Annotated in this window: 22 protein-coding genes, 1 tRNA gene and 1 pseudogene; 2 read left to right on the forward strand and 22 right to left on the reverse strand. The window is 52.3% G+C overall.

Going from position 1 to position 22968, the window contains the following annotated elements; genetic code table 11:
* The 9 genes and pseudogenes from ACOJWD_RS08485 to ACOJWD_RS08525 all read right to left on the reverse strand — a co-directional run.
* Window positions 1–200, reverse strand: a pseudogene (locus ACOJWD_RS08485) (hypothetical protein); the annotation flags it as partial.
* A gap of 238 nt (window positions 201–438) precedes the next feature.
* A complete protein-coding gene (locus ACOJWD_RS08490) occupies window positions 439–735 on the reverse strand; it encodes a hypothetical protein (protein WP_486992794.1) in 297 nt (98 codons plus the stop codon).
* 55 nt (window positions 736–790) lie between these two features.
* Window positions 791–2623, reverse strand: coding sequence for a putative bifunctional diguanylate cyclase/phosphodiesterase (locus ACOJWD_RS08495; protein ID WP_486992795.1), 1833 nt, complete (start codon window positions 2621–2623; stop codon window positions 791–793).
* 191 nt (window positions 2624–2814) lie between these two features.
* Entirely contained in the window at window positions 2815–4170 is a 1356-nt protein-coding gene (locus ACOJWD_RS08500) for a C1 family peptidase (RefSeq protein WP_486992796.1), read from the reverse strand.
* Between the two features lie 87 nt (window positions 4171–4257).
* Window positions 4258–5649 carry a hypothetical protein gene (locus ACOJWD_RS08505; protein ID WP_486992797.1) on the reverse strand — a complete coding sequence of 464 codons (1392 nt, stop codon included), beginning with the start codon at window positions 5647–5649 and terminating at the stop codon, window positions 4258–4260.
* A 49-nt stretch (window positions 5650–5698) separates the two neighbouring features.
* Window positions 5699–6052 (reverse strand): TIGR04086 family membrane protein, encoded by a 354-nt coding sequence (locus tag ACOJWD_RS08510; protein ID WP_486992798.1) that lies wholly within the window; start codon window positions 6050–6052, stop codon window positions 5699–5701.
* A gap of 223 nt (window positions 6053–6275) precedes the next feature.
* Window positions 6276–6485, reverse strand: a complete 210-nt coding sequence (locus ACOJWD_RS08515) for an alpha/beta-type small acid-soluble spore protein (RefSeq protein WP_486992799.1) — start codon at window positions 6483–6485, stop codon at window positions 6276–6278.
* 30 nt (window positions 6486–6515) lie between these two features.
* The gene (gene surE / locus ACOJWD_RS08520; RefSeq protein ID WP_486992800.1) at window positions 6516–7283 is read right to left on the reverse strand and encodes a 5'/3'-nucleotidase SurE; all 768 of its coding nucleotides are present in this window, start codon (window positions 7281–7283) and stop codon (window positions 6516–6518) included.
* Entirely contained in the window at window positions 7267–9960 is a 2694-nt protein-coding gene (locus tag ACOJWD_RS08525; RefSeq protein WP_486992801.1) for a helicase C-terminal domain-containing protein, read from the reverse strand. Before ACOJWD_RS08525 ends, surE begins: the two co-directional genes overlap by 17 nt.
* A gap of 83 nt (window positions 9961–10043) precedes the next feature.
* Here ACOJWD_RS08525 and ACOJWD_RS08530 point away from each other — a divergent pair, with 83 nt between their 5' ends.
* Entirely contained in the window at window positions 10044–10379 is a 336-nt protein-coding gene (locus ACOJWD_RS08530; protein WP_486992802.1) for a hypothetical protein, read from the forward strand.
* Here ACOJWD_RS08530 and ACOJWD_RS08535 read toward each other — a convergent pair.
* The 13 genes from ACOJWD_RS08535 to ACOJWD_RS08595 all read right to left on the reverse strand — a co-directional run bounded on the left by ACOJWD_RS08535 (window position 10376) and on the right by ACOJWD_RS08595 (window position 20634).
* Window positions 10376–11422 carry a CehA/McbA family metallohydrolase gene (locus ACOJWD_RS08535; RefSeq protein WP_486992803.1) on the reverse strand — a complete coding sequence of 349 codons (1047 nt, stop codon included), beginning with the start codon at window positions 11420–11422 and terminating at the stop codon, window positions 10376–10378. The two genes, ACOJWD_RS08530 and ACOJWD_RS08535, sit on opposite strands and share 4 nt — an antisense overlap.
* Window positions 11415–11831, reverse strand: a complete 417-nt coding sequence (locus ACOJWD_RS08540; RefSeq protein ID WP_486992804.1) for a PaaI family thioesterase — start codon at window positions 11829–11831, stop codon at window positions 11415–11417. The genes ACOJWD_RS08535 and ACOJWD_RS08540 overlap by 8 nt, the downstream gene beginning before the upstream one ends.
* A gap of 8 nt (window positions 11832–11839) precedes the next feature.
* A complete protein-coding gene (locus ACOJWD_RS08545) occupies window positions 11840–13126 on the reverse strand; it encodes an amidohydrolase family protein (RefSeq protein ID WP_486992805.1) in 1287 nt (428 codons plus the stop codon).
* A gap of 9 nt (window positions 13127–13135) precedes the next feature.
* Window positions 13136–14371, reverse strand: coding sequence for an adenosylhomocysteinase (locus ACOJWD_RS08550; RefSeq protein ID WP_486992806.1), 1236 nt, complete (start codon window positions 14369–14371; stop codon window positions 13136–13138).
* Between the two features lie 34 nt (window positions 14372–14405).
* Window positions 14406–15200, reverse strand: a complete 795-nt coding sequence (gene mtnP / locus ACOJWD_RS08555) for an S-methyl-5'-thioadenosine phosphorylase (protein WP_486992807.1) — start codon at window positions 15198–15200, stop codon at window positions 14406–14408.
* On the reverse strand, window positions 15193–15963 hold the full coding sequence (locus tag ACOJWD_RS08560) for a metallophosphoesterase (protein WP_486992808.1): 771 nt from the start codon (window positions 15961–15963) through the stop codon (window positions 15193–15195). The genes mtnP and ACOJWD_RS08560 overlap by 8 nt, the downstream gene beginning before the upstream one ends.
* 39 nt (window positions 15964–16002) lie before the next feature.
* A complete protein-coding gene (gene ndk, locus ACOJWD_RS08565) occupies window positions 16003–16416 on the reverse strand; it encodes a nucleoside-diphosphate kinase (RefSeq protein ID WP_486992809.1) in 414 nt (137 codons plus the stop codon).
* 17 nt (window positions 16417–16433) lie between these two features.
* Window positions 16434–16811: an adenosylmethionine decarboxylase gene (speD, locus tag ACOJWD_RS08570; RefSeq protein ID WP_486992810.1), complete on the reverse strand. Its 378-nt coding sequence runs from the start codon at window positions 16809–16811 to the stop codon at window positions 16434–16436.
* Window positions 16812–16970: 159 nt separating this feature from the next.
* Window positions 16971–17741, reverse strand: coding sequence for a fumarylacetoacetate hydrolase family protein (locus ACOJWD_RS08575; RefSeq protein WP_486992811.1), 771 nt, complete (start codon window positions 17739–17741; stop codon window positions 16971–16973).
* Complete coding sequence (locus ACOJWD_RS08580) at window positions 17741–18184, reverse strand: type II toxin-antitoxin system RatA family toxin (protein ID WP_486992812.1); 444 nt, start codon at window positions 18182–18184, stop codon at window positions 17741–17743. Before ACOJWD_RS08580 ends, ACOJWD_RS08575 begins: the two co-directional genes overlap by 1 nt.
* A 33-nt stretch (window positions 18185–18217) precedes the next feature.
* Entirely contained in the window at window positions 18218–19459 is a 1242-nt protein-coding gene (locus tag ACOJWD_RS08585) for an aspartate aminotransferase family protein (protein WP_486992813.1), read from the reverse strand.
* A 97-nt stretch (window positions 19460–19556) separates the two neighbouring features.
* Window positions 19557–20477: a CorA family divalent cation transporter gene (locus ACOJWD_RS08590; RefSeq protein ID WP_486992814.1), complete on the reverse strand. Its 921-nt coding sequence runs from the start codon at window positions 20475–20477 to the stop codon at window positions 19557–19559.
* A gap of 80 nt (window positions 20478–20557) precedes the next feature.
* A tRNA-Pro gene (locus ACOJWD_RS08595) sits at window positions 20558–20634 on the reverse strand.
* Window positions 20635–21243: 609 nt separating this feature from the next.
* Between ACOJWD_RS08595 and ACOJWD_RS08600 the strand changes: the two genes are divergently transcribed.
* Window positions 21244–22968, forward strand: a 1725-nt coding sequence (locus ACOJWD_RS08600; RefSeq protein ID WP_486992815.1) for a peptide ABC transporter substrate-binding protein, incomplete at its 3' end; no start/stop codon positions are given.

Consider the following 22968-nt stretch of genomic DNA (forward strand, 5'->3'; position numbering starts at 1 on the left):
AGCACCTTGGTACGCGCTATCGAGTCCCATACCTTGGGATCAAGTCCCGTATCAATTCCCCGCCGATAGACCTTATCTCCTATTTCAACCACGTCAATGTCTAGCTCCGCCCCCGCAGAATCCAGCACTGCCAATGTTGCTCGCATGATCTCTGGCCCTATGCCATCTCCGTACGCCACCGTAATCGGTCGCTTGGTCAATCGACACTCTCCCTTTGCGATTCCCTTATGAATCCACCCTATGTATCACTCTCAGCACGCGATCATCCGTGCCCACTCCATAAGTGACACACGAAAACACCCCGCGCAGAACCCCTGAGCCGGATTTCCGCTTCATTATACCATCAATCCCACACGGCCAAGAACACTCCTCGGGGATAACCGGGTTCGGATGGCGCTCATCGTCTGAGGGAATATTAGCTTCCATAGGCGAAGGACCTCAGGCTAGGGATTCTCCAGAGGAATTCATCTGCTGCATGACCAATTTCAAAGTCATCAATACGCGTTCCACACTATATCGTGACACCGTGAGGCGCAGTTCGAGCCATCGTGCCAGTTTTTTCTCGGTGTTGGCCACGATAATCTGAGCGGCTTGGGGAAGGTCGCTCATTTGCCTCATCTGGTGCAGATTGTCAGAAATAGGACGAAAAATCTCTGCATCTGCAATATCTGGAAAGTCTTTTAGCACATAGGTTAAATAAACTATCTGATTACTCAAGACATCTTTGGCTTTCATGGTTCACCTCGTCTTCACTGTCACTAAAGTGTAAACGTCAGTTGTAACCAAAACGTTACCGCACCGAAGTGGATTCCCATTCATAACGCAGTCGTAGTTGTTCTGACGGGACCGCCTTCGAATAATAGAATCCCTGCGCCCTATCGCACCCCATTTGCAACAGATGTTGGACTTGCCGCGCGGTTTCCACCCCCTCAGCCACCACGTCCAGCTTCAAACTCTGGGCAATGGCGATGATCGCCCGGGCGATAGCATCATTGGTTTCAACATTCGCCACGAAGGCTTTATCGATCTTAATCCTTGATATCGGCAACAGTTGCAGATATCTTAATGACGAATATCCCACCCCAAAGTCATCCACCGCCACCCCAATACCCATCTCTCGCAGACGCGAAATTTGGCTCACTGCATGCTCTGGGCGCCGTACCATAAGCGATTCGGTGATCTCAATTTCTAGACGACTGGGAGGCATTCGGTATCGTCTGAGCATGTGATCTACCATATCAGCGAAGTTCACATTATCAAATCGTGCCGCCGACACGTTGACGGCAAGTGAGATAAATCGTTGCTGCTGCCACCACGGTAACGCGGTGATTTCCTGTATCGCCTGCTCCAGCACGAGGTCATCGATCACGTCCGCCATGCCAATTTTTTGCGCCTCGGGAAGAAATTCTTGCGGCATCACTACTCGGTTTTCCTCGGGATACCATCGCACTAGAGCTTCAATCCCTAGTAGACGGCCGGTAAGAAGATCTACTTGCGGTTGATAGTGCACCCTGAACTGGTTTTCCTGAATGGCCCGATGCAACGCAACATCTAAATAGAATGCGGCCGACGCATCGTGTTCCAATTCCGCGCTGTAAAGACTGACTCGGTTTTTGCCAGCCTCCTTGGCACGATATAGCGCGGCGTCAGCGTGACGCAACAATTCATCAGCGGTTTTACCATCACGGGGAAACACCGCCAAGCCAAAACTCGCACTAGTAAATACTTCTTGGTGATCGATAGAGAGTCCTTGAGCTAAGTGCAGCCGGATGCTTTCCGCATGCGCAGCGAGCGGTTCTCCTTGCGGCGACGGCGCCATCACCAAAATAAACTCATCCCCACCCTGCCGAGCTAAAATATCTCCGGGGCGCAGTGCCTCGCCAAATGCCACTGCTACTGCTCGTAATAGACGATCTCCAAATCCATGACCTCCAGCATCATTGATCGACTTAAAGTGATCCAAGTCAATAAAGCCTACCCCCACCTCCTGGCCATCGTGACCAGCCTGTGCCAAACGCGATTCGAGGCGCTCCATTAGGAGGCGACGATTCGGTAATCCCGTAAGCACGTCATGAAAAGCCATGTATTCCACTTGTTGGAGACTTTGATTGAGTTCACCTGAGGTGGTCAGGAAATCTCGCCGTTCCCGATCCATCTGCCGCTTGTGGAGCGCCAGAAATCCTAACACAATCGCTTCCACCGCCAAGGCAATACTGGCATCCATATGAATCATCAGCGATGTCGGACGATGCCAGACTAAACCAATCATCACCCCAGCCGATAGGGATCCGGTAAACCAACTAGGAACGACGAAATAGAACAGAAACAACACACTCACCGATACGATTAAGAGACGGGTTACTGAGAGACCAAAAGCCGCATCGACCATGACAAAATCGGCCGCCAGGCTCATCATCAAACGTCCGCGAGGATCCAAGCGCCCAAATATCAGCACTACGGTACACGCGAGAAACACCGCCGTTGCAATGACACTATGCCACTCATGAAACCGCGCCACGGTAATAGCCGCAGCGATTGCCGCCATCACATAAAGGCCTCTCATACGACTGAAGCGTTGCCGAGATGGCCATTCTGATGCCGTTCCCACCCCAGTTTTTGCCACCCTTTCTCCAAGACAGCGAATGACTCCATTTTATCCGCGAATGCCGATGAGGATAGCGCTTTAGGGCCTATTTACCTCGAAAGAGACAGCCAGTGCGCTCTTGTCCGCTCCGTGGCAGATACGGTATTAAAAGAGGCGCAGCCCCCCTAAAAACCTGAGGGCCTGCGCCTTGTGGTAGGACGGGCAATTTGTCACCGCACGGCTAAAGAACCCATCGGATCCCATGGCGGAAGGTGATGAGGCGGCTTCGCTAGGGCCTGTTGCTGGTCCTCGTTTAAATAGCTCTTCTTCACTACCACCTGATACATATACTCGCTAAACCAGGCATCACTCATCACGAAGAAGCCGTCTTTGCCTGCGTCCGAACCCCAACTATTTTCCACTTTCCACCGATTGGGCGTGCCATCCACCACGTTGACCCCTGTTAATACCATCGCATGGTCCATCTGGCTCTCCCCAAATTGAAGGCGCATCGCCTTATCAAAATGGAAGTCCACTCCCAGGGCTGCCGCGTAATCGAACTGTTCGCTGTCGAGAACGCCAGACACCCGTTCGGAAAACTTTCCGACATCGCAACCAAACCAGACCGGCTGGCCTTCAACAATTTGCTGCTGCGCCAGCATCCTAAATTCGTCAATCGGTAGGTTGAGATACAAGACAGAATGTCCGTCCAGCACATTTCCCAGGTAGTCAACGGTATAGGTTTCATAAAACGGCTTATCCTCGGTCGGCGCATTGATGACGCTAACATATTGGTGCAAGTCCACCCCCGCATAGCGGTCAAATAGTTCTTGAGGCGACATCCCACGATGGGCGTGAAATTGGTCATCATCATCCTTGTACTCGACATCCAAGACTGTAGGCGGTTCGCCTAAAAAGTGCGTCAGCATACGATACACATCACTCATCATGTGATCCTTTAAAGCATTGAGCGACTCTGAAGGCATACCATCGCGTACCGCTTTCCGTAGTCGCATGGCATCTTCTCGCAATTTTCCGGTCATGATTTGATTCATGTGCCGAGAATTACTGGAATGAAAGGACTCTGGCATGGCCTGTATCGGAACCACACCATATTTATCTACTAAATTAACGAACATATCCCACTGGCCCCCATCCTGCAACGGCGCCATCAGAAGCCACGATACCAGACGCCCATCATGCGGCTCCGCAGCTGTCTTAAGGATGCTCTCCAAAAAATAATTGGCCTTTTCCAACTTATCGTAAAACATGAGATATGCTTGCGATAGTTCCAGGGCCTTGAGATGAAGGCTCTTGGCCATATGGGAGCGGACCACATTCAACCCCGCAAAAATCCAGCATCGGCCACTTTGTTTCTGATTCGTAATCGGTCCTGTAGCAATTTCATGGGAAAAGGACAATGGCAATTCCGTCATCCGACGACGGTTTTGGGCTACCGCCTGAATACCATTTTTGATGATAGCGTTCTGAATTACCTGATGTAGAACATCTTTTTGGCACTGGTCTCGCCAAGTTGCCAATGATGCAGCCGATACTGCTCGAGTGTCGTGTATCTGGGTCGCCATAGAAGACCATCCCCTCTCGTGCGCGCATAATGGCGCGATAAACTATAGAGGGTATTCTAAGTTTCGACCACATTATCCTGCTTTGCGTTATTGATTCGCCCATATTTGGCCCAACGTTTCAAATACAAAGTGATGCGCGGCGAGGTCACGAAATAACGATGAGAATCGCGTACTGCCGGTGACCAAGATTACGTCATTGCGATGGTCCATCAAAAGGTTCGCTAGTGCTTTGGCCCCCACATAGTGCGAGTCCACGATGACATTCGCATCCATTGTGACCATCCCCAGTTTTTGTGCTGCTTGACTTACTGAGGTGCCGGGATTCGCGTTGCTCATGACAAAGGTTGGCGCCGTGCCAGCCACTCGCGTCAAGGCCGCTTTCCCCCAAGTCAGTTCTTGCAACACCGCAGCAGAGGAGAGACTGTTCAAATTGGTACTGGCATAACCACTGAGGACCAGTTCATTACCCTCCGCAATCAGTTGCTTTACCAATGATTGATGCAAAAGAGCCCACTCTCCGGATATCGCGACATCGATCGTGACATTACTGGCTTCTTCCGCGGTCAGGAGCGATTCAACTGCCCTAGCACGTGGATTCATCATTACGAGATCTGCGAGCGGCTTTAAATTGGACAATACTCCCGGGGCAATGGTGGGGGTCGATGAGGTCGGACCCACTGGCGCCGAGTTATATCCGATTTTAGACACCGCAGGGGGGCTCGGTTTAGATCGTTGGACCGGCGGCGTGGTCGATTTCTCTTGGTTGGTGGATGATGACGAGCCCCTTGAATGTGCGGAAATTTTTGAACTGGGTTGTTGAGGAGGCGTCTCGGTCCGCCAATGAATCATCTGTCCCACCCATACAGTGCTGCCGTGTGCGTCATTGGCACGGGCAAACCCTAAAAGAGGTAGATTGGCCGCCCACGCTAAAAGCCTTAAGGTGTCGTGCGGCTGCGCCGTATAGGGCCAGTGGTGATCGGCGGTCACTCGTACCGCCGTGTAATGGGCCAATTCCTGAAGAGTGGCCGCAGTAAGAGTACGTGTCTTTGGCAGACTCACTTCATCTTGAAAAGCTGCAATAGCGCTCTCAAGCCCCGGGTTCATGTCGCCACTGTAGGTTCCATGATAGAGACCAAGACGCGCTAAATCGTCTTCCACTGAGAGCAACAGAGCGCCTCCCGAATTAATCGGCACCGTACCAATCATGCTAAGCGTTTCTGCAATCTGGGTCTCGAATGGTTCCTTTGCAGTGAGCCCGAAGTCTGTTTCATAGTCCACCGCGGATCGAATTAACAAGGAATTAACACGACCGCGCACCGGACCAACATCATAGCCCAGCACACCCAGTTCCGCCTGCATTTCGGCCACTTGGTAGCCAGATTGACCTCTGGTTAACGGCTGGCTTACACTCCCCGCACTGCCCAAGAGTGCCAGCGACAACACAATGCCAATACCATGAGATAACCCTGCTAAAGCCATGTACATCCCTCCAATACCAGGATGCACCATATTATCGATATTTAATCATTCATTGCGACGCGGCCCCCAAAACCCCGCCAATAAATCCCGCCAATACGGCCATCGCAAGTCCCATCCACAAATGGGCAACATTGCCAAGGTGGGCCGTCTCCCCGACTAAAATCGACACTAAATTCAATGTCATGGCGGCTAGCGCGCCATGGATCCACGACGCCGCTTCTACAATCCGCCCCGCTCCCCAACCAGCGCCAATAAAGGTGATGGCGGCAGCGACCCATACGCCTCCGGTTTGAATCCCTGCCGACAGTCCCCACTGATAGTCGACGATGGCTATGACAAATGCGAGCAGCAAGGCAATTGCCAACCCCATCAATGCCCCCTCTAAGATGGCACGCATATTCATTCATAAGTCCCCTCCCTGCGTAACCTCGGCCCTTTAGGAGAACATATCGTAGACGTGGAAAATTCATGACAAGTTCTTGCACTGGATAAGACCTCTCACACTTCCTCGTGCGCCCGCGAATTAAGAGGTTTGCCCGGGGAGAATCTCAGGCTATCTTTCGCCTCTCAAGCATCAAAGACTCATCGCGATCATCAAAGAAGCCCCGGAGTTTCCTCCGGGGCTTCTAGTCTTCTCGGGACAAGTCCTCTTCCGCTCTCCGTATTAAGCGCTTAACCATCGTTCCGCCAATCTTTCCGACTTCTCGTGTGGTCATGTTTCCCCAACCTCGCTCCTTAATGTCATCGTCAAGGCCGAGATCTTGCGCGACTTCGTACTTCAAACGATCGAGTGCCCGCTCAGACTTTTGCAGGAGCGGACGATGGCCATGAGCCATAGCACCACCTCCTCGCCTAGCATACCCCCATTAGGAAAAAGATTTCGGTACCCTAAACTCCTGCAATCGTTGGAGGGTGTCCCTGTCGGTTAAATGCATGTGCAAAGGGGTTATTGTAATGTACCCCTCATGATGTTGAAACACATCGGTATCTTCGTGCCTTAAGTCATCTAATCGCTCGCCTTGAATCCAATAGTATTCCTTGCCGCGAGGATCTTTTGCCCGCTGAAATTCATTACGATACTCGCGCCCCCCCAACCGAACCAGCCTTACCGCACCTGACTTGTTCCGGTCCACGCGAGGAAAATTTACATTATATACCACTCCCGGTGCTGGCAATCTAAATTCAGGCTGAGTTAGCCACCACCGAACAAACTCTGCCGCCCACTCAAATCCCGCCTGATCCTCATTTTCGAGTGAAAGAGCAATTGCCGGAATCCCCAGAAACATGGCTTCCATTGCTGCAGATACCGTGCCCGAATAAAAAACGTCGCGTCCTAGGTTCGACCCATGATTAATTCCCGAGAGCATCACATCCGGGCGGTCTTCTAACAAAGCCCCCAGTGCCAGTTTGACACAGTCCGCAGGAGTCCCGTTGACCCGCCACCCCCAACTGTGGGGACCATAGGTGAGCGCCTTCGCGTATAACGGCTTATGCATAGTAATCGCATGGCTCATGGCGCTACGCTGGCGTTCTGGAGCGACGACCGCAACATCTCCCAAGGGTTCCATGTATCGACGCAATGTCTGAATCCCCCGCGCGGAGATGCCGTCATCATTACTAATCAATATTCGCATCACTGGCCCCCCAAAATTCTTTCATGGCGTCGATGACCTCCTGCTGCTCGCCAAAAATCTGTGGAACACCGGGCAGCGCCGCGAGAAAGGTCTTCCCGTAGCGGCTTTGGTCGGGTCGAATACGCGGATCAAACACAATGACAACCCCACGATCTGTGGTGGTCCGAATCAGACGTCCAAACCCTTGGCGAAATCGCAACACGGCATCTGGTATACTCCGGCGATAAAAGGGCGATTCACCGCGGTCGCGAATCCGCTCATGTTTCGCTTCTTCTAGAGGATCGCCCGGAGCCCGAAACGGAAGTCGACCCATAATGACCACTTCTAAGTCACTTCCCGGAATATCCACGCCTTCCCAAAACGTTAAGGTTCCTATAAGAACCGATTGCGATTGACGCATAAACTCTTCCACTAGCCGTCGCCCGGGACCGTCCACTCCCTGTGCCAATGTCCTGATATTATGAGCCTCGAGGCGCTCCCGAATACGCCACGATAACCCCTGCACGGCCCGATAGGAGGTGAGCAACACCAAGGTATGACCACGACGAAGTCGGCTCGCTTCCACCACCAAAGTGGCCAACGCGTCTAAATATCCCACATCTTGAGGCATCGGGCTATCCGTCGGAACAATCAGGCGCGCTTGACGCCGGAAATCAAATGGAGAACCCACGATCAGTGACCGTAAACGCTCCTTCGGAACCCCGAGCGGATCACTAACGAAATCAAAACGGTTGCCCACAGAAAGAGTTGCCGAGGTAAGCACCGCACTTTTCACTTGGGACCACAAGCCATCTTGCACTAGCTGAGCAATGTCTACAGGTGCCCAGCGAAGCGTCACGAAAGACTCCCCTTGCCGTCCACTGTACACCTCCCACCAAGAGACCCGCTCAGGGCTAAGTGCCTTCCACAGTGTGAAGCCCATCGCGAAGTTAACCATCTCCTGCTGCCACTGGCGGTAGCGTAACCAGCCCGGTGAATCGATCCCGACCATCCGTTCCTCTGCGTCTTTCCACAAGAGCTCTGTGGTATCGGTTAGCGCTTCAAACCCGCGATGAAGCACTACCAGCTTTTCAGCAATGCCCTCTTCTTCCATCAGCATGGCCATGTCTTGGTCGAGTCTCACTTGACGGCGGTCATATTCGCCCGGGGGCGTGACGCCAACCAGTCTTTGACTCAGTTCCTGCAGGTCGTCGTCAACGCTACGATAACGCATCTGCACTGTGGCCACCATACCCAACATTTCCGGATGAACCGAAAGGCGTGCGAACATACCGGTGCGAGGATGCATGGACTCTCGATAGCGCCGCGTCCATTGGTCAATATTACCTTCAAATCCCAACGCCCGCTCCAGTACCTCACCGAAATGATGCGCTTCGTCGACCACGAGGTGTGAAAACTCCGGCAATACGGTACCACTCACTAAATGGGCGGCCAACAGCGCATGATTGACCACCACCAGATGGCTCTCCTCGGCTTGATGGCGAGCACTACGCATAAAGCATGGTCCCGCATAGGGACATCGAGGACCGGCACATGCCTGACTGTCCGCCATTACTTCATTCCATAGCCTCCGTCCCTCTTCTGTCTTATTGGGAAATTCCTCGACGTCGCCAATGGCCGTCAATTCCATGTATGTTAACAACTGACTCAAGGCCCAACGGCGCGCACGGGACTCCCCGATCACCGCACTGGTCTGAATCACTTCTTGCGCCTTATATAGGCACAAGTAGCGTCCTCGTCCTTTGACTAAGGCCGCCTTCAAGGCGAGGTTTTGCACCGCTTGAGGAAGATCCTTGAACCACAATTGCTCTTGCAGCGCCACGGTATGCGTCGCCACCACCACTCGTTCCCCATCTGCCATGGCCTTAAAGATCGCCGGGGTCAGATAAGCGAGGCTCTTACCGGTCCCGGTACCCGCCTGCACCAATAGGATGTGATCAGAATCAAATGCCTCCCCCACCGCGTCTGCCATTTTGAGCTGACCGTCGCGCACCTCAAATCCCTCTACCTGCTCGCTCAATTGTCCCCCTGACTGTAGCCAGTCAAGGGGAGAGCCTTCAAGAGCCACGGTGTCGAGAGGCTCAGCGTGAAAGAGATCGGGTCCGGGGCGATAGAGTGCCGATGGCGTCGCGCTTCCTTGATTCATCGTCACCCCCCACCAACGCCACTCGTCCCCCAAAAACATTTCCAAATCGCGTTTCAGGGGAATTGAAAAGGATTCGACTTCTTGCCCTATCCGCTTCAACAACATCTCAGTATAGGTGACATCTGTACGGGCATCATGCAAACCTTCACTAGGATACCAGTCCGAGAGCGCATGATGAGATCGTAGAGGGAACGCGAGTCGGCTCCATTCCAGGGTGTCCACTGGTTCCGGAAAGGTGAGTCCAAATTGCGCCAAAAACCCTAAGTCAAAATGAATATTGTGTCCCACGATGCGGGCCTCTCCAATAAATTGCACGATGTCCGGAATAATCTCCATAAACCGAGGCGCCTTCTCAAAATCCACATCGCGAAATCCCGTCAAATCCCGTATGGCCTGGCCGACAGGTCGTTCGGGATTGACAAACGAGGCGTAAGTGCGACCCTCGTGGTCCCGAAGAGCAATTTGAATAATCGCATCCCGGCGCGCATCTAAGCCTGTGGTTTCGAGATCCAGAACAACATAGGGCCCCATGACTACCCCTCTTCCCAATTCATTGCATCTTTATTTAGGTCATCGGGCATCCTGATAGGTATTACAGAGAAAGGATGACCACGATGCCAGAAAAAAATTTATTGGCCTCATTCTCCCAATTAGAGTCAGCCAAAAATTGTCAACAAGCGCTATTGCGCGAAGGGTTTGAGATAGTTCAGGTCGACGACATTGGACAAAACGCCAATCCCGCAGCACTTCCCCATGCACCGTTATTAGAGTGGGGACGCTCCGGCTACACCACCCGCGAACTCAACGACAAGTGGACATCCTCATCCTCCTGGGACCAAAGCCACACCGGGCTTATTGAGGGTGCAAGCTGGCTTCTCACGGCAGTGGTGCCAGCTGAGGACGCATCCCGAGCAGCCCACATCATCAAACGCTTTGGCGGCTCGCTCTAGCGAACATAAATGGGATTACTATAAATCCACACTTCACGGTCACGCCTTAACACTACCCGCCAGACACCAGGACGGTCAATAGGCCATTCTAAGACGGTGGTCTGCTGGACGCCCATCACCGCCCCGTTGCACACAATTTCCCACCCGCACGGAACGGGCGATAATCCGCGCAAGAGATATGGTCCGTCGTCATAGGCCACCTCACTGCCCATCGCACAAGCCCTATCGTCTACTGTGTTCTCGGCCCACAAACGGAACCCTAACTCCTGCCCATGTGCGGCATTGGCAATCATCACACGACCTTGTTTCATAGCGGATAGGATCATGAGACGCGCTTCCATCCAATCGGAAGACAAGGGGCTCTCAGTATAGACGTGCGTTCTCACCGAACGAAATGCCACCCGATACGGGAAGATCGTTAATCGAAATGGCCAATGCCCCACGTGTGCTGCGTGCGCGTCAACACCTCCGATTCCCACCACCGCTCGCTTCTCACCCCATTTGTCCCACAGTGCCAACGTCTCGTCCGATGCTTGAAGATGTCGGTGAGGAGTCAGTGCCGCGATGAGCCCGCGTGGAATATCTGGCACCCGACGAGACCAATCCGACAGATGATTGAGGATCTCGAATCCATCAAACCCGTCCACGTCCCGATCACTCCAACGATATGACGGCAATCGCGCGGTGCGGTTGCCCCGGTCTGTGGGGTGTGCGATCACCCCAAAGGCCTTTTCCGATCGCACATGATCAATAATGGACTGTAACGGCTTTTCGGCCGACACCAATGAGTCAATACCGAACGCGAGATAATGGTTTTGTGGGGGCGTAATTTCAGCCCCCACGAGAAATAACAGGTGTCCGTAATACCCTTCCCCCGGACTCTCTCGGGCCTTTAAGGTATCGTGGTCGGTCAACCACAATACGTCTATACCTGCTCGTTGTGCTTCACGAATGAGGCGATCGGGTGTGCCTGTACCGTCGGATAAGGTGGAATGCACATGAGTGACCACTTTGTATTCATATAGTCCCAACGGGTCAAGCACGCGCCGTCCCCACCACTGGGGGCATAAATCGTCCCTCGCCACGAACTAAAAGAGTGCCCTCCGCATCTGAAATCGTCGCGGTCGCGACCATGAGACGTCGATGATATGAGGTGACTTGTCCGCGCAACGTCAACCGCTCTCCAATCTTCACGGGCAAAAGGTAGCGCACCGTCAGTTCCGCGGTCATCGGAAAGTCGTCATTGTGCTGATGAATGGCGTGCCACATGGCGTCATCCAGCATACCGGCCAGAATTCCACCGTGTACGATTCCCTCGAATCCTTGATAGGGGGAATGAATGATCACCTCTGCTGAGACAGCCGTTTCATCACCACGAAATTGCACATGCAAACCCGGCACGTCGTGCCCACACACGAAACACACATTGTTGTCCCAATCAAAGCTCGCCACCATCGTGCCTACCTTTCTTGCAGTTTCCGGCCCCGCTCCCTGGCTTCTTTGATGACGGCCGATTCATCAAAGGTCGTAATAATTCCTTCTTGCATCACCATTTGCCCACCGATAATGGTATAGCGCACGTCATATCCACTGGCGGAATACACCAGATTCGCGACTAAGTCCCATTCAGGAGCCATATTGGCGCCGGCGCCATCCACGACAATGATGTCTGCAGGGGCACCCACCTTTAAGATGCCCCCTTCGTGGCCGAGAACCTCCGCTGTCCCCCGCGTCGCCAAATACAAGGAGTCATAAGCCCGAAAGGCATCAGGGCGGCCCTCGCGAATTTTCTGGAGCCACGCCATGGCCTTCATTTCTTCGAACATATCTAAAGTATTGGTCGAAGTGGCTCCGTCCGTGCCTAATCCTAAGGCGATTCCAGCGCTCTTTAACATCCGGTACGGAAGAATGCCGTTACCAAGCTTGGCATTGCTGACCGGGCACGCGATCACCCCGCCTTTCATACCAGACAAATAAGGGATGTCTTTCTCTTGAATGTGCACCCCGTGGGCGATAAGCGTTCTCGACGCAAACACCCCCGCGTCATAGGCGAGCTGAATCGGGGTCTTCTGATAGCGCTCCTGCATTTGAGACATCTCATCTGCCGATTCACTTAAATGAATGTGAATGCCCAACCCATGGGATTGGGCTAATTCTGCCACCTTTTGAAGGTACTCGGGTGGGCAGGTATACGGCGCATGGGGCCCCAGCATAGGCACAATACGGTTCGTTCCCTGGTCATGCCAACGCTCGGCAAATTCGATGGCTCCCTCTAACTTGGCGCCCTCCACATCTTCTAATCCCACTAACCCCCGAGATACCCAGGCACGCATTCCGGACGTTTCGATCGCTTCACAAAAGGCTTCGACTTCGAAGTACATATCGGCAAAACCTACCGTTCCGGTATGAATCATTTCGGCAGCCGCAAGATAGGTGCCAACCCCAATGTCCTCGGGCGTAAGCCGCGCCTCTACAGGCCAAACGTGCTGCGTCAGCCATTCAAAAAACGGGCTGTCATCAGCCATACCCCGCATCATCGTCATCGCGGCATGGTTATGCCCGTTCAGAAGCCCTGGTAAGATCACCCCTTCGGGAATATGATAGGTTTTATCTACCGTGCTCGCATAATCGTGCCCATCACCGACATAAAGAATTTGTGTTTCGTCATACACCACAACCCCAGGATGAAAAATGTGCGCTTGATCATCCATGCTTACCACGTAATTTGCCTCAATGCGAGTGGTCATTGCGGCCCCCTAACTTTTTCCCAAGTACTCTTTTTGTTCCGGTGTGAGCGTATCAAGCGTAATCCCCAATGCTTCCAGTCGGATATTCGCCACCCACTCATCCACCAGAGGATCTACTACATAGACCCCGGGCTCACGACGTTCCTTCACTAAGTGCTCTAAGGAGAGCGCCTGAAGCGCAAATGTCAAATCCATAATTTCTGCTGGATGTCCATCACCTGCAGCAAGATTGACCAATCGGCCCTCCGCAAGAAGCCATAATACGCGACCATCCTCTAACTCATAGCCCACTACCTCAGCACTGCGACCTGGTCTCTCAGCCTTAGCCATCGCCTTCAGCGCACTCACATCTACTTCAACATCAAAATGTCCGGCATTGGCCAAAATGGCGCCATCCTTCATGCTCTCGAAATGTGAAGCCCGAATGACTCCAAAGTTACCGGTCACCGTCACGAAGTAATCGCCTAATGGAGCGGCTTGTTCCATGGTCATCACTCGATGTCCATCCATTAAGGCTTCATTGGCCCGCACCGGATTAACCTCCGTCACAATCACCCGTGCTCCTAATCCACGTGCTCGTTCCGCCACCCCTTTGCCGCACCAACCATATCCCGCAACCACAACCGTCTTGCCGGCCACCACCAAATTGGTGGACCGAATAATGCCATCCCACGTCGATTGACCGGTTCCATAGCGATTATCAAACAAATGCTTCATATCGGCATCATTCACCAGTACCATCGGATAGCGAAGCTTTCCTGCGCGATGTAGCGCCTTCAGACGTAGTACCCCCGTCGTGGTTTCTTCTGCACCTCCGATAATGAACGGCGCCAAGTCTCGGCGTGATCCGTGCAGACGCTCCGTCAACTCCCCACCATCATCAATAATGAGCGTCGGCTTAATATCGAGCACCCGCTGGTGCAAGAGGTCAAACTCCTCATCGGTTGCCCCACGCCAGGCATGCACCTCTACGCCACGCTCGGCAAGAGCCGCCGACACATCATCTTGTGCGGTCAACGGATTGGATGAGGTAATCGCCACTTCGGCCCCCCCGATAGCCAGCACTTCCGCCAAAACCGCCGTTTTGGCCTCCAAGTGCAGTGAGATGGCGATTCGCTGATTGGCTAGCGGTCTCTCTTGAGCATATCGGTCGCGAATGCGCCCTAGTATCGGCATATGCGCAATGACCCAGTCCATCTTGTGATGGCCAAAACTGGCCAAATCCGGGTTGCGTAAACTATTCATCGTAGTACCCTCTCCCTTCAATCTCTCTCCCATATCAACGCGCCATCAATTCTGGTTTCGGTGGGCACTCACAGGTGTAGTCCTCTGCCAATGCAGTCAGGGATCCAGCCATCACGTCCCGTAAATGCGAAACATTTTCTGCCATCACGTCGAGCACCTCCTGATGTGTCAGAACGGTCTTGGAGATGCCGGCAGCAAAATTAGTCACCAACGCGATGGTGACATAGCAAAGTCCCAACTCCCTCGCCAAAACCACTTCAGGCACTCCCGTCATTCCGACCAAATCGCCACCTAAAATCCGATAGGCTCGAATTTCAGCAGGGGTTTCAAAGCGCGGTCCTTCGGTCGTCACATACGTCCCGCCCATGGTCAGCGGCACTCCTTGGCCTCTGGCCACAGCTAATATGCGGGCGCGACTGCTGGGGCAATATGGTTCGGTCACATCGCTATGTACCACTCCCATAGCGCCCCCATCATAAAAGGTGGCCGCACGGCCTTTCGTAAAATCAAGAAATTGGTCCACCAACACCATACTGCTTGGTGGCATCGCAATATTAAGGGATCCGACCGCCGCTGTAGCCAATACCCGATGGACCCCCAAATGATGCAAGGCCCATAAATTAGCGCGATAGTTCACCTGGTGCGGAGGTACCGAATGCCCTAATCCATGACGATTCATAAACACCACCTCTTGCAGAGGCATATTCTTAACTTGGCCTATAGTCACCTTGGTCGACCCATAGGGTGTTTCTACGATTTCCTCGCGTGCACTCTCCAGCCAGGTGGGATCATATACTCCAGTCCCCCCAATAACCCCCACTTTACTCATGCCGGTCTCCCTTCTTCACGGTCAGTCGAATGCGAATGATTTCTGGACGCGCCCCAAAGCGAATCGGCAATTCCGACGTGCCCAGCCCTCGAGAGGTAATCAACACCGGTTTCCCCGGCACCTCCAAACGTCCCGCCACAAAATGGTGAGGCACATGATTATGTCGCAGAGGGGCAAAAAGCCCGAAGACCGTTACCTGCCCCCCGTGCGTGTGACCCGACAAAATCAGAGCTATGCGCTCGATCCCGGTAAGAAGCCATGCATCAGGCCGATGGGCCATTAATATCGCTGGCTCCTCTCGACGGTGCAGAGCGTCACGAAGATTGTCCCATTTGGGGTCCCCTTTGACAAAGTCGGGAAGCCCTGCCAGTAAGATTTTTTGGCCATCTCTTTCCAGTTCAATCACCCGATTATCCAGCAAGCGCTCGCCAGGTCGCCAAGGCTCAACAAAGAACTGTCCATGACGGTAGTCATGGTTACCAGATATATAATACACTCCGCATGGTGCTGTTAACCGGTCTAGTTCGCGCTTTAACCGATCGCGCGGAATACTAGGAGAATATAGGTCGCCGGTAATGGCTACCATATCTACAGCGGCTAACCATTCGCGAAATTTTCTCCAATGAAATACTCTCACACGCCCGTGAATGTCAGAGAGATGAAGAATGCTAAATCCCTCGAATGCCGGAGGCAATCCCTCAATAGCCACAACTTCATCTGTTGCTGAATGCCAATACGGCTCCCACAATGCGTACAAAACCACGCATGCGAGAGCCGCCACGATAATTCCGATTATCATCGCCTAGACAAGTTCATCTCGACGAAAATACAGGCCGATTTCGCGGTCCGCGGAATCCACACCATCGGATCCATGGACAATATTTTCGGTAATCTCCAGGCCATAGTCGCCGCGAATGGTTCCGGGCAGGGCCTTCACGGGATCGGTTGCCCCCATCACCGTCCGGGCTACCACCACAGCTTCACGACCTTCAAACACCATCGGCACCACCGGCCCCGATGTGATGAACTGGATAAGATCCCCATAAAACGGCTTTTCCTTATGTTCTGCATAATGAGAGGCCGCTAACTCAGGAGAAATAACCATGAGTTTCATACCCTTTAATCGTAATCCCTTGTTTTCAAGACGACGTACGACTTCGCCTACAAGCCCTCGCCGTACGCCATCGGGCTTAACCATGACAAACGTTTCAGCCAACTGTAGTCCTCCTGTCGTCAAACCGCTGCCTTCTGGCTAGCATTCTCCACTAATACACCCCGAAGCGTTTCCGAGGCGGAAAAATTTTGCGCGCGGAATTGTTCGACGATATAGTTACAGGCATCCCAGGGGTTGACAGAATCGCCGCAGGTAAATACATCCACTGCAGCATATCCCAGTTCCGGCCACGTATGGACCGCTAAATGCGACTCAGAAATAACCACCACACCGCTCACACCTTGCGGACTGAACTTGTGGAAGGCCACTTCTCGAACCTCTGCACCCGCTTTAAGTGCGGCACTCACCATAATTTGCTCCACGGCGACATGATCATTTAAAATGTCACTATCACAACCGTGAACCTCTGCCAAAATGTGTCGACCCAATGCGTTCATCGCATTCCCAACCCCCTTTTGAAGGAATTGAGCTCGTCCTTCAGATACCTGTCCGACGGCCATGGACTATTGTATCAAATAAAGCTCGTTTGTCAACAAAATTATGCGTTTATGCAGGTTTTTGCGTGAAAAAAGCAGCGTTTTTCCCTGCAAACTCTCTCAATCTCTGTTTTTTATCGAATTGCTCAACGTACCTATGCCCTGAACCGTGATCTCAACCACGTCGCCATCATCCACTGGGCCAATGCCCGCCGGGGTACCGGTATATAGCACGTCACCAGGATACAGTGTCATGAATCGAGAGGCTTCCATCACCAATTGATCACAGGGAAAAATGAGGGCATTGGTCGAAGCATCTTGGCGAACGGTGCCATTGACGCGGGTGGTAATCTGACGGTCTTCCGGGTGATTATTTAAGAACACCCCCGGTCCCAACGGTGCAAAGGTATCAAATCCCTTGGCTCGAGTCCACTGACCATCGGATTTCTGCAACTCTCGTGCCGTCACATCATTACCAATGGTGAGACCGCGTATAGCAGCCATGGCCTCTGCACTGGTGGTCACATCGCGAACCGTTTTGCCTATAACTAGCACCAGTTCGCCCTCGAAGTCCACTCGTCCAACCCAAGTGGGCCGATAGACGGGCTGGCCATGTCCCGTGAGAGAACCATACTGTTTAAGAAACCACAGCGGCTTTTGCGGTACGGTATTGCCGAGTTCAGCCGCATGATCTTGGTAGTTTCTTCCCACGCAAAGCACCGTGTGTGGCTCTACCGGCGGCAGAAAGCGCACGTCCTTCACCGACACCTTATGGCGAATGGGCCCTTCCTCAAGCCACCAATTTTCCTCAAACAACGCCAACTCGTCGCCCTCCATAATGGCAGACCAAAGTGCTCCCGCATAGGAGACGCGACAATAAAGCTCCGGCATTACTCTACCCCCTTTCGCAATTCCTTCGAGATTCCCTCTACCATGGTACGCGCATTATCGCGGATGGCAACTTTGGCCACCGGGTTTAATAACGACGACAGCATCGGTACGCCAAACTCAAACTCCGTGACCAAAGTAACCTTGGTACCACCAGGCACTTCTTCAAGAGCCCAATATCCACGAAACACTTTAAGATCCCCTTCTACCTGGTCATAAGTAATGCGCCATTCTTCCGGATGGAAGAGGTCCTTTTCAACCCATCGGAACTTTGCCCCTTGCAACTTCGCCACCCACTCAGAGACGGTATATCCGTCGCCTCGCTCCCGAATATCAATCGAGATGATGGATTTCATAAACTTTGGGTAACCAGCCATATCCGAAACTAACTCATAGACATCGCGGAGGTTCGCTTGCACCACTTGACTCACTTCTACGATCGGCATGTGTACACGTCCTTTACCTCTTGTGCAAAATCCTCAGTCAACCAGGTCCTCCCGAACCTCTTCCACGGCATCCAGTGCTTCCGCTAAGGCCGCCAGCATAACTTGCAGTTGCTCTTTTTTTATCACCAAAGGCGGAATCAGTCGGATGACGCGTTCGTTGTTCAAGGTATAAACCGCTAGGATCTTGCGTTGAAATAATTCGGACATGACCATTCCCGCCACACCCGCCGAGATCCATTCGAGGCCAATCATCAGCCCGCGTCCTCTCACCTCTGTCAGAAGATCTGCGTGCGTCTGGCGCAGGGACTGCAGGGCATCCATCAACCATTCACCCAATTCTTGGGCGCGAGCCGGCAAATTCTCTTCAACGGTCACGTTAAGCGCTTCGACTCCGACCCGACAAGCCAACGGATTTCCACCGAAAGTGGACGTGTGGATCAAGGGACTTTCCTCAAACAGCTTCCACACCCAAGGCCTCCCCACGACCGCACCTATTGGCATGACGCCACCTCCCAGTGCCTTGGCCAAACACAATAAGTCCGGCACCACGCCACTTTGTTCAATGGCGAACAAAGTACCAGTATGTCCCAATCCCGTCTGCACTTCATCCACAATCATGGCAGCACCATAACGATCGCATAACGCCCGAATGTTGGGTAGATAGTCGTCGGGAGGAACGATTACCCCGCCTTCCCCTTGAATGGGTTCCACAATCACTGCCGCGATATGTTCCGACATGTGGGTCGCAAGCGTCTTGGTGTCCCCATAGGGCACACGGACAATATCTGGAACTAATGGTTTAAAGGGCGCTTGATATAAATCGCGCCCGGACACGGAAAGCGACCCGTAGGTTTTTCCATGAAATGCACCCTCGGTGGAAATAATGGTCGTGCGAGCGGTCGACGCCCGAGCAAACTTGAGAGCGGCTTCCACGGCTTCGGTACCAGAATTGCAAAAAAAACTGTAACTCAAATCTCCCGGCGTCAATTCTTGAAGTCGTTTAGCCAATTCCACCTGACGAGGACTGACTAGGACCCTTGACGACAGCGCCATCTGATCTAATTGTTGATGAGCGGCGGCGATAATCCGTGGGTGTCGGTACCCCTGCACAAAGACGCCATACCCACCCGCACAATCCAAATACTCTACACCATCGGTGTCAACCACCACGGCGCCTGACCCGGTGAATTCAGCATGGTCTAGGCCCATGAATCGATACGTTCTTGCTAGACTCGGGTTCATGTACTTTTCGTAATCCGCCAACACGTCGTCCATCATACCGTCTCCTAAATTGAGGCACATTAATCCATTGCCATTCGCAACATACGACAATGGCTGATATGTTATACGCGACCCACCCTCCGTTTTCCTCCTATAGCCAACGGCGGTGGCGGAATATCCAATAAAGGGAGAGCGAGATCCCCCCAATGATACCAATAATCACTAAGAATCCGTAGCGATAGTGTGCGAGCGGCAAGTAGTCAAAATTCATCCCATACAAAGCCGCCATCAGGGACGCGGGTAGCAGGACGGTGGTCACCAAGGTTAACGTTTTCACAATCTCATTGAGGCGATTAGAGACGGAAGACATGTACAAATCCAACACCGAGTTGGTCAACTCACGGTACGTATCAATCGTGTCAAATAGTCGAATCATATGGTCATATAGCTCGGTGTAATAGAAGGTATCACGCGTGCTATGCGTGGTCCAATATCGCACCTGCTGCGAAATGGCGTCTCGCATCGAGGCGAGCGCCCGTCGAGTTCTCAGTACCTCCCGCTTCATATGCAGGATGCGCCGCTCTACGGCGGACACCCCTTGACGCTGAAAGACATCTTGCTCAAGAACCGCAATGCGCTCATTAACCTCATCTAAAAACGGAAACAGCCCCCCTAACATTTCGTCGAAGAGATAATAGACCAAACGGTCCGTCGATTGCACCCAATGCGGATTTTGACCCAACTTTTTTCTCACATCATTTACGGCGCCTATAGACTCTCGAGCATAGGACACTACCCGTCGCGAATTGACCCAGACGATAAAAGGATTTCCCTTTAAGCGGTCTTGGTGCGTGTCCCACTTCAAATCGAAAAGCCGCGTCGCATAAAAGTTGTCGAAATCATCAAATTCAGCGCGCATCGATTGCGCAGAGTCCTCGCTCTCCAACCAGGCACCTTTGAAGCCAACCTGTTCTAATACGGCCGCGAGGTCCTGCGCTTCGCCCGTCACATGATGCCAAATAATTTCGCCGTCGGTGACACGAAATCGTTCATCAAATTGCTCTTGTGTCATGACACCATCCATGACATAAAATGTCCCCGATCTTTATGGAGAAAATACAAAAAACCCTGTGCCAATGCACAGAGTTAAAATGGTCGGACTGGCGGGATTCGAACCCACGACCTCTACCACCCCAAGGTAGCGCGCTACCAAACTGCGCCACAGCCCGATTTCTTTGATTATCATAGCATGCGTTCGGCATCAAAATCAACCTGATTCTCGCTGGAGCTTTTGTAATACGCCAAGGCCGCCCATGATGACCAACCGATTCATCGCGAAGTAAAACCAACTCGTATAGGCGCGCCGGGCGATACTTCGGTCGTTGCTGGAACAGTTCACACCACCCATTCTCCCGAAAGGGTTTCTTGCATTTGAGCTTATGGGGCACATCAGTAGTCACGGCCAGTTGCTAAGCCGCCAGAGCACCTCCGTACGCCGCCCATTGCCTGATGCTTCAGATGTTACCAATTCGCTTTGGATATCATTGTACCGTTCGCCCTTGGCTAAATGCCATCAAGTCAAGGAGGACCCGCCATGTATCCGCGTTCGCATTCATGGCTGCATCGATGAAATTTTGCGTTACCGTGCCCTTCTTTTTTCGCCTTTACAGACGACTCTCTAAAAGGCTACAAGCGCCTCTTTTTATGACGCTCTTTTCTGACTAAAAAATAATTCTCATTTTACAATGATTCCGACAACGAGTGTCGAATAACAATAGCCAAGAAATTTTTAACACCTCGAAGAGCGTGTTCAATTATTCTAAGGGGGTCAATTATTGATGAAACGTCGAAACATTGTCTTGGCTGGGGGTCTTGCTCTAAGCATGGCTGCCCTAGCCGCTGGCTGCGGCTCCACGTCAACATCCGCTGCAACAAGCTCTTCAAGCTCAAAACCCGTAACAGGTGGTGCTCTCGTGGTGGCTATGAGCCCACAGACCAATAACACGTGGTATTTTCCCCTCGCCAACAGCGCCAACAACCTCTTAAATAATTACCAGCTCATTGACCAATTGTATAAACCGCTATTCTGGATTAACAAACAATACACCATTAACTATCAAAGCTCGATTGCCCAAAAGGTCACTTACAATAGCGCTGGCACGGTGTATCACGTCTTTATGAATCCGAAGTGGAAGTGGTCAGATGGAGACCCCGTCACGAGTGCCGACGTTCTGTGGACCTGGAAGCTCATTCAAGCAACCTCTGCGACAAACGCTCCTGCCCCATGGCCATGGGTCGGCGCTGATTCGGGTGATGTGCCGCAAGGCATTCAAAGCGTAACGGCCAATGGTAATTATGAGTTTACTGTCACATTGAAGAAACCCGCCAACCAGGACTGGTTTATCTATAATGGCCTGTCCGATTTCGAACCATTACCGATGCAGGCTTGGAACAAGTATCCCAACAACATTACCCAGGAAATCACATATCTCGGAAAAGAGGCCACCAATCCAAGCTTTGACAGCGTCGTGGATGGTCCGTATAAACTCACCAGCGCCATTGCAAACCAGTCCTGGACACTAACTCCCAACGAAGCGTACAGCGGCCACAAAGCCTATGACAAAATAATTTTTGCATATGAGGGCTCCAATTCAGCGGAATTTGCGGCTCTCAAAACAGGCACCGTCCAAGTAGGGTACGTGGACCTCTCAGAATATGGCGCTCGCAAAGAACTCACTGACGACACCCTGTTCCCGTACTACCAATTCGACTACAACTATATCAATCTTAATTTCAGCCCCAAAGCCAAAGGCGGGCTGGGGCCGGTATTTAATCAGTTGTATGTCCGGCAAGCAATCGAAGAAGCAATAAATCAAAAATCCGCAGACTCTGCCATTTACCATGGGTATGCTCCGCCTCAGTACGGTGCCATCCCTACCACTCCGGCAACAAGCTACCTAGATCCCAAACTCAAGAGCCCAATTTACCCGTACAGCCCATCCAATGCGAAAAAGCTCCTTGAATCACATGGCTGGCATGAAGTCGACGGGGTCATGACAAAAGGTAGTACTGCCTTGAATTTTACCATTATCTATAGTAGTGGAGATCAATCACTGGATGACCAAATGGCCTTGATTCAGCAAAACCTAGCCGCTATCGGCGTCAAAGTGGCGCTAAAGCCGGAGCCGTTTGCCACCATGATCGGCATCATTACCACCCCAAGCGAAGAGGATGAGTGGGATGCCGCATCTGGTCTAGGCATCATTTATGGAGGAAGCTATCCTAGCGGCGAATCACTATTTGGCACGGGAGGCGGCAACAACAATATGGATTACAGCAATGCTCAAGAGAACGCTCTCATCGCTGCCACGCACTTACCGCAACCCTCTGAACAGGCCAATCTGCAAACGTTTTTCAAGTATGAATACTACACTGCAGAGCAGCTGCCAGTCATCTGGACTAACCAAGTAGGTTCCATCAGCGCCTACGAAAACAATGTCCACAACGTCCCGCAATACTCCAATGGTCTCACCGGAGAGCCACAAATGAATTATTGGTGGGCT

This window comes from Sulfobacillus sp. TH-112 (assembly GCF_057473405.1).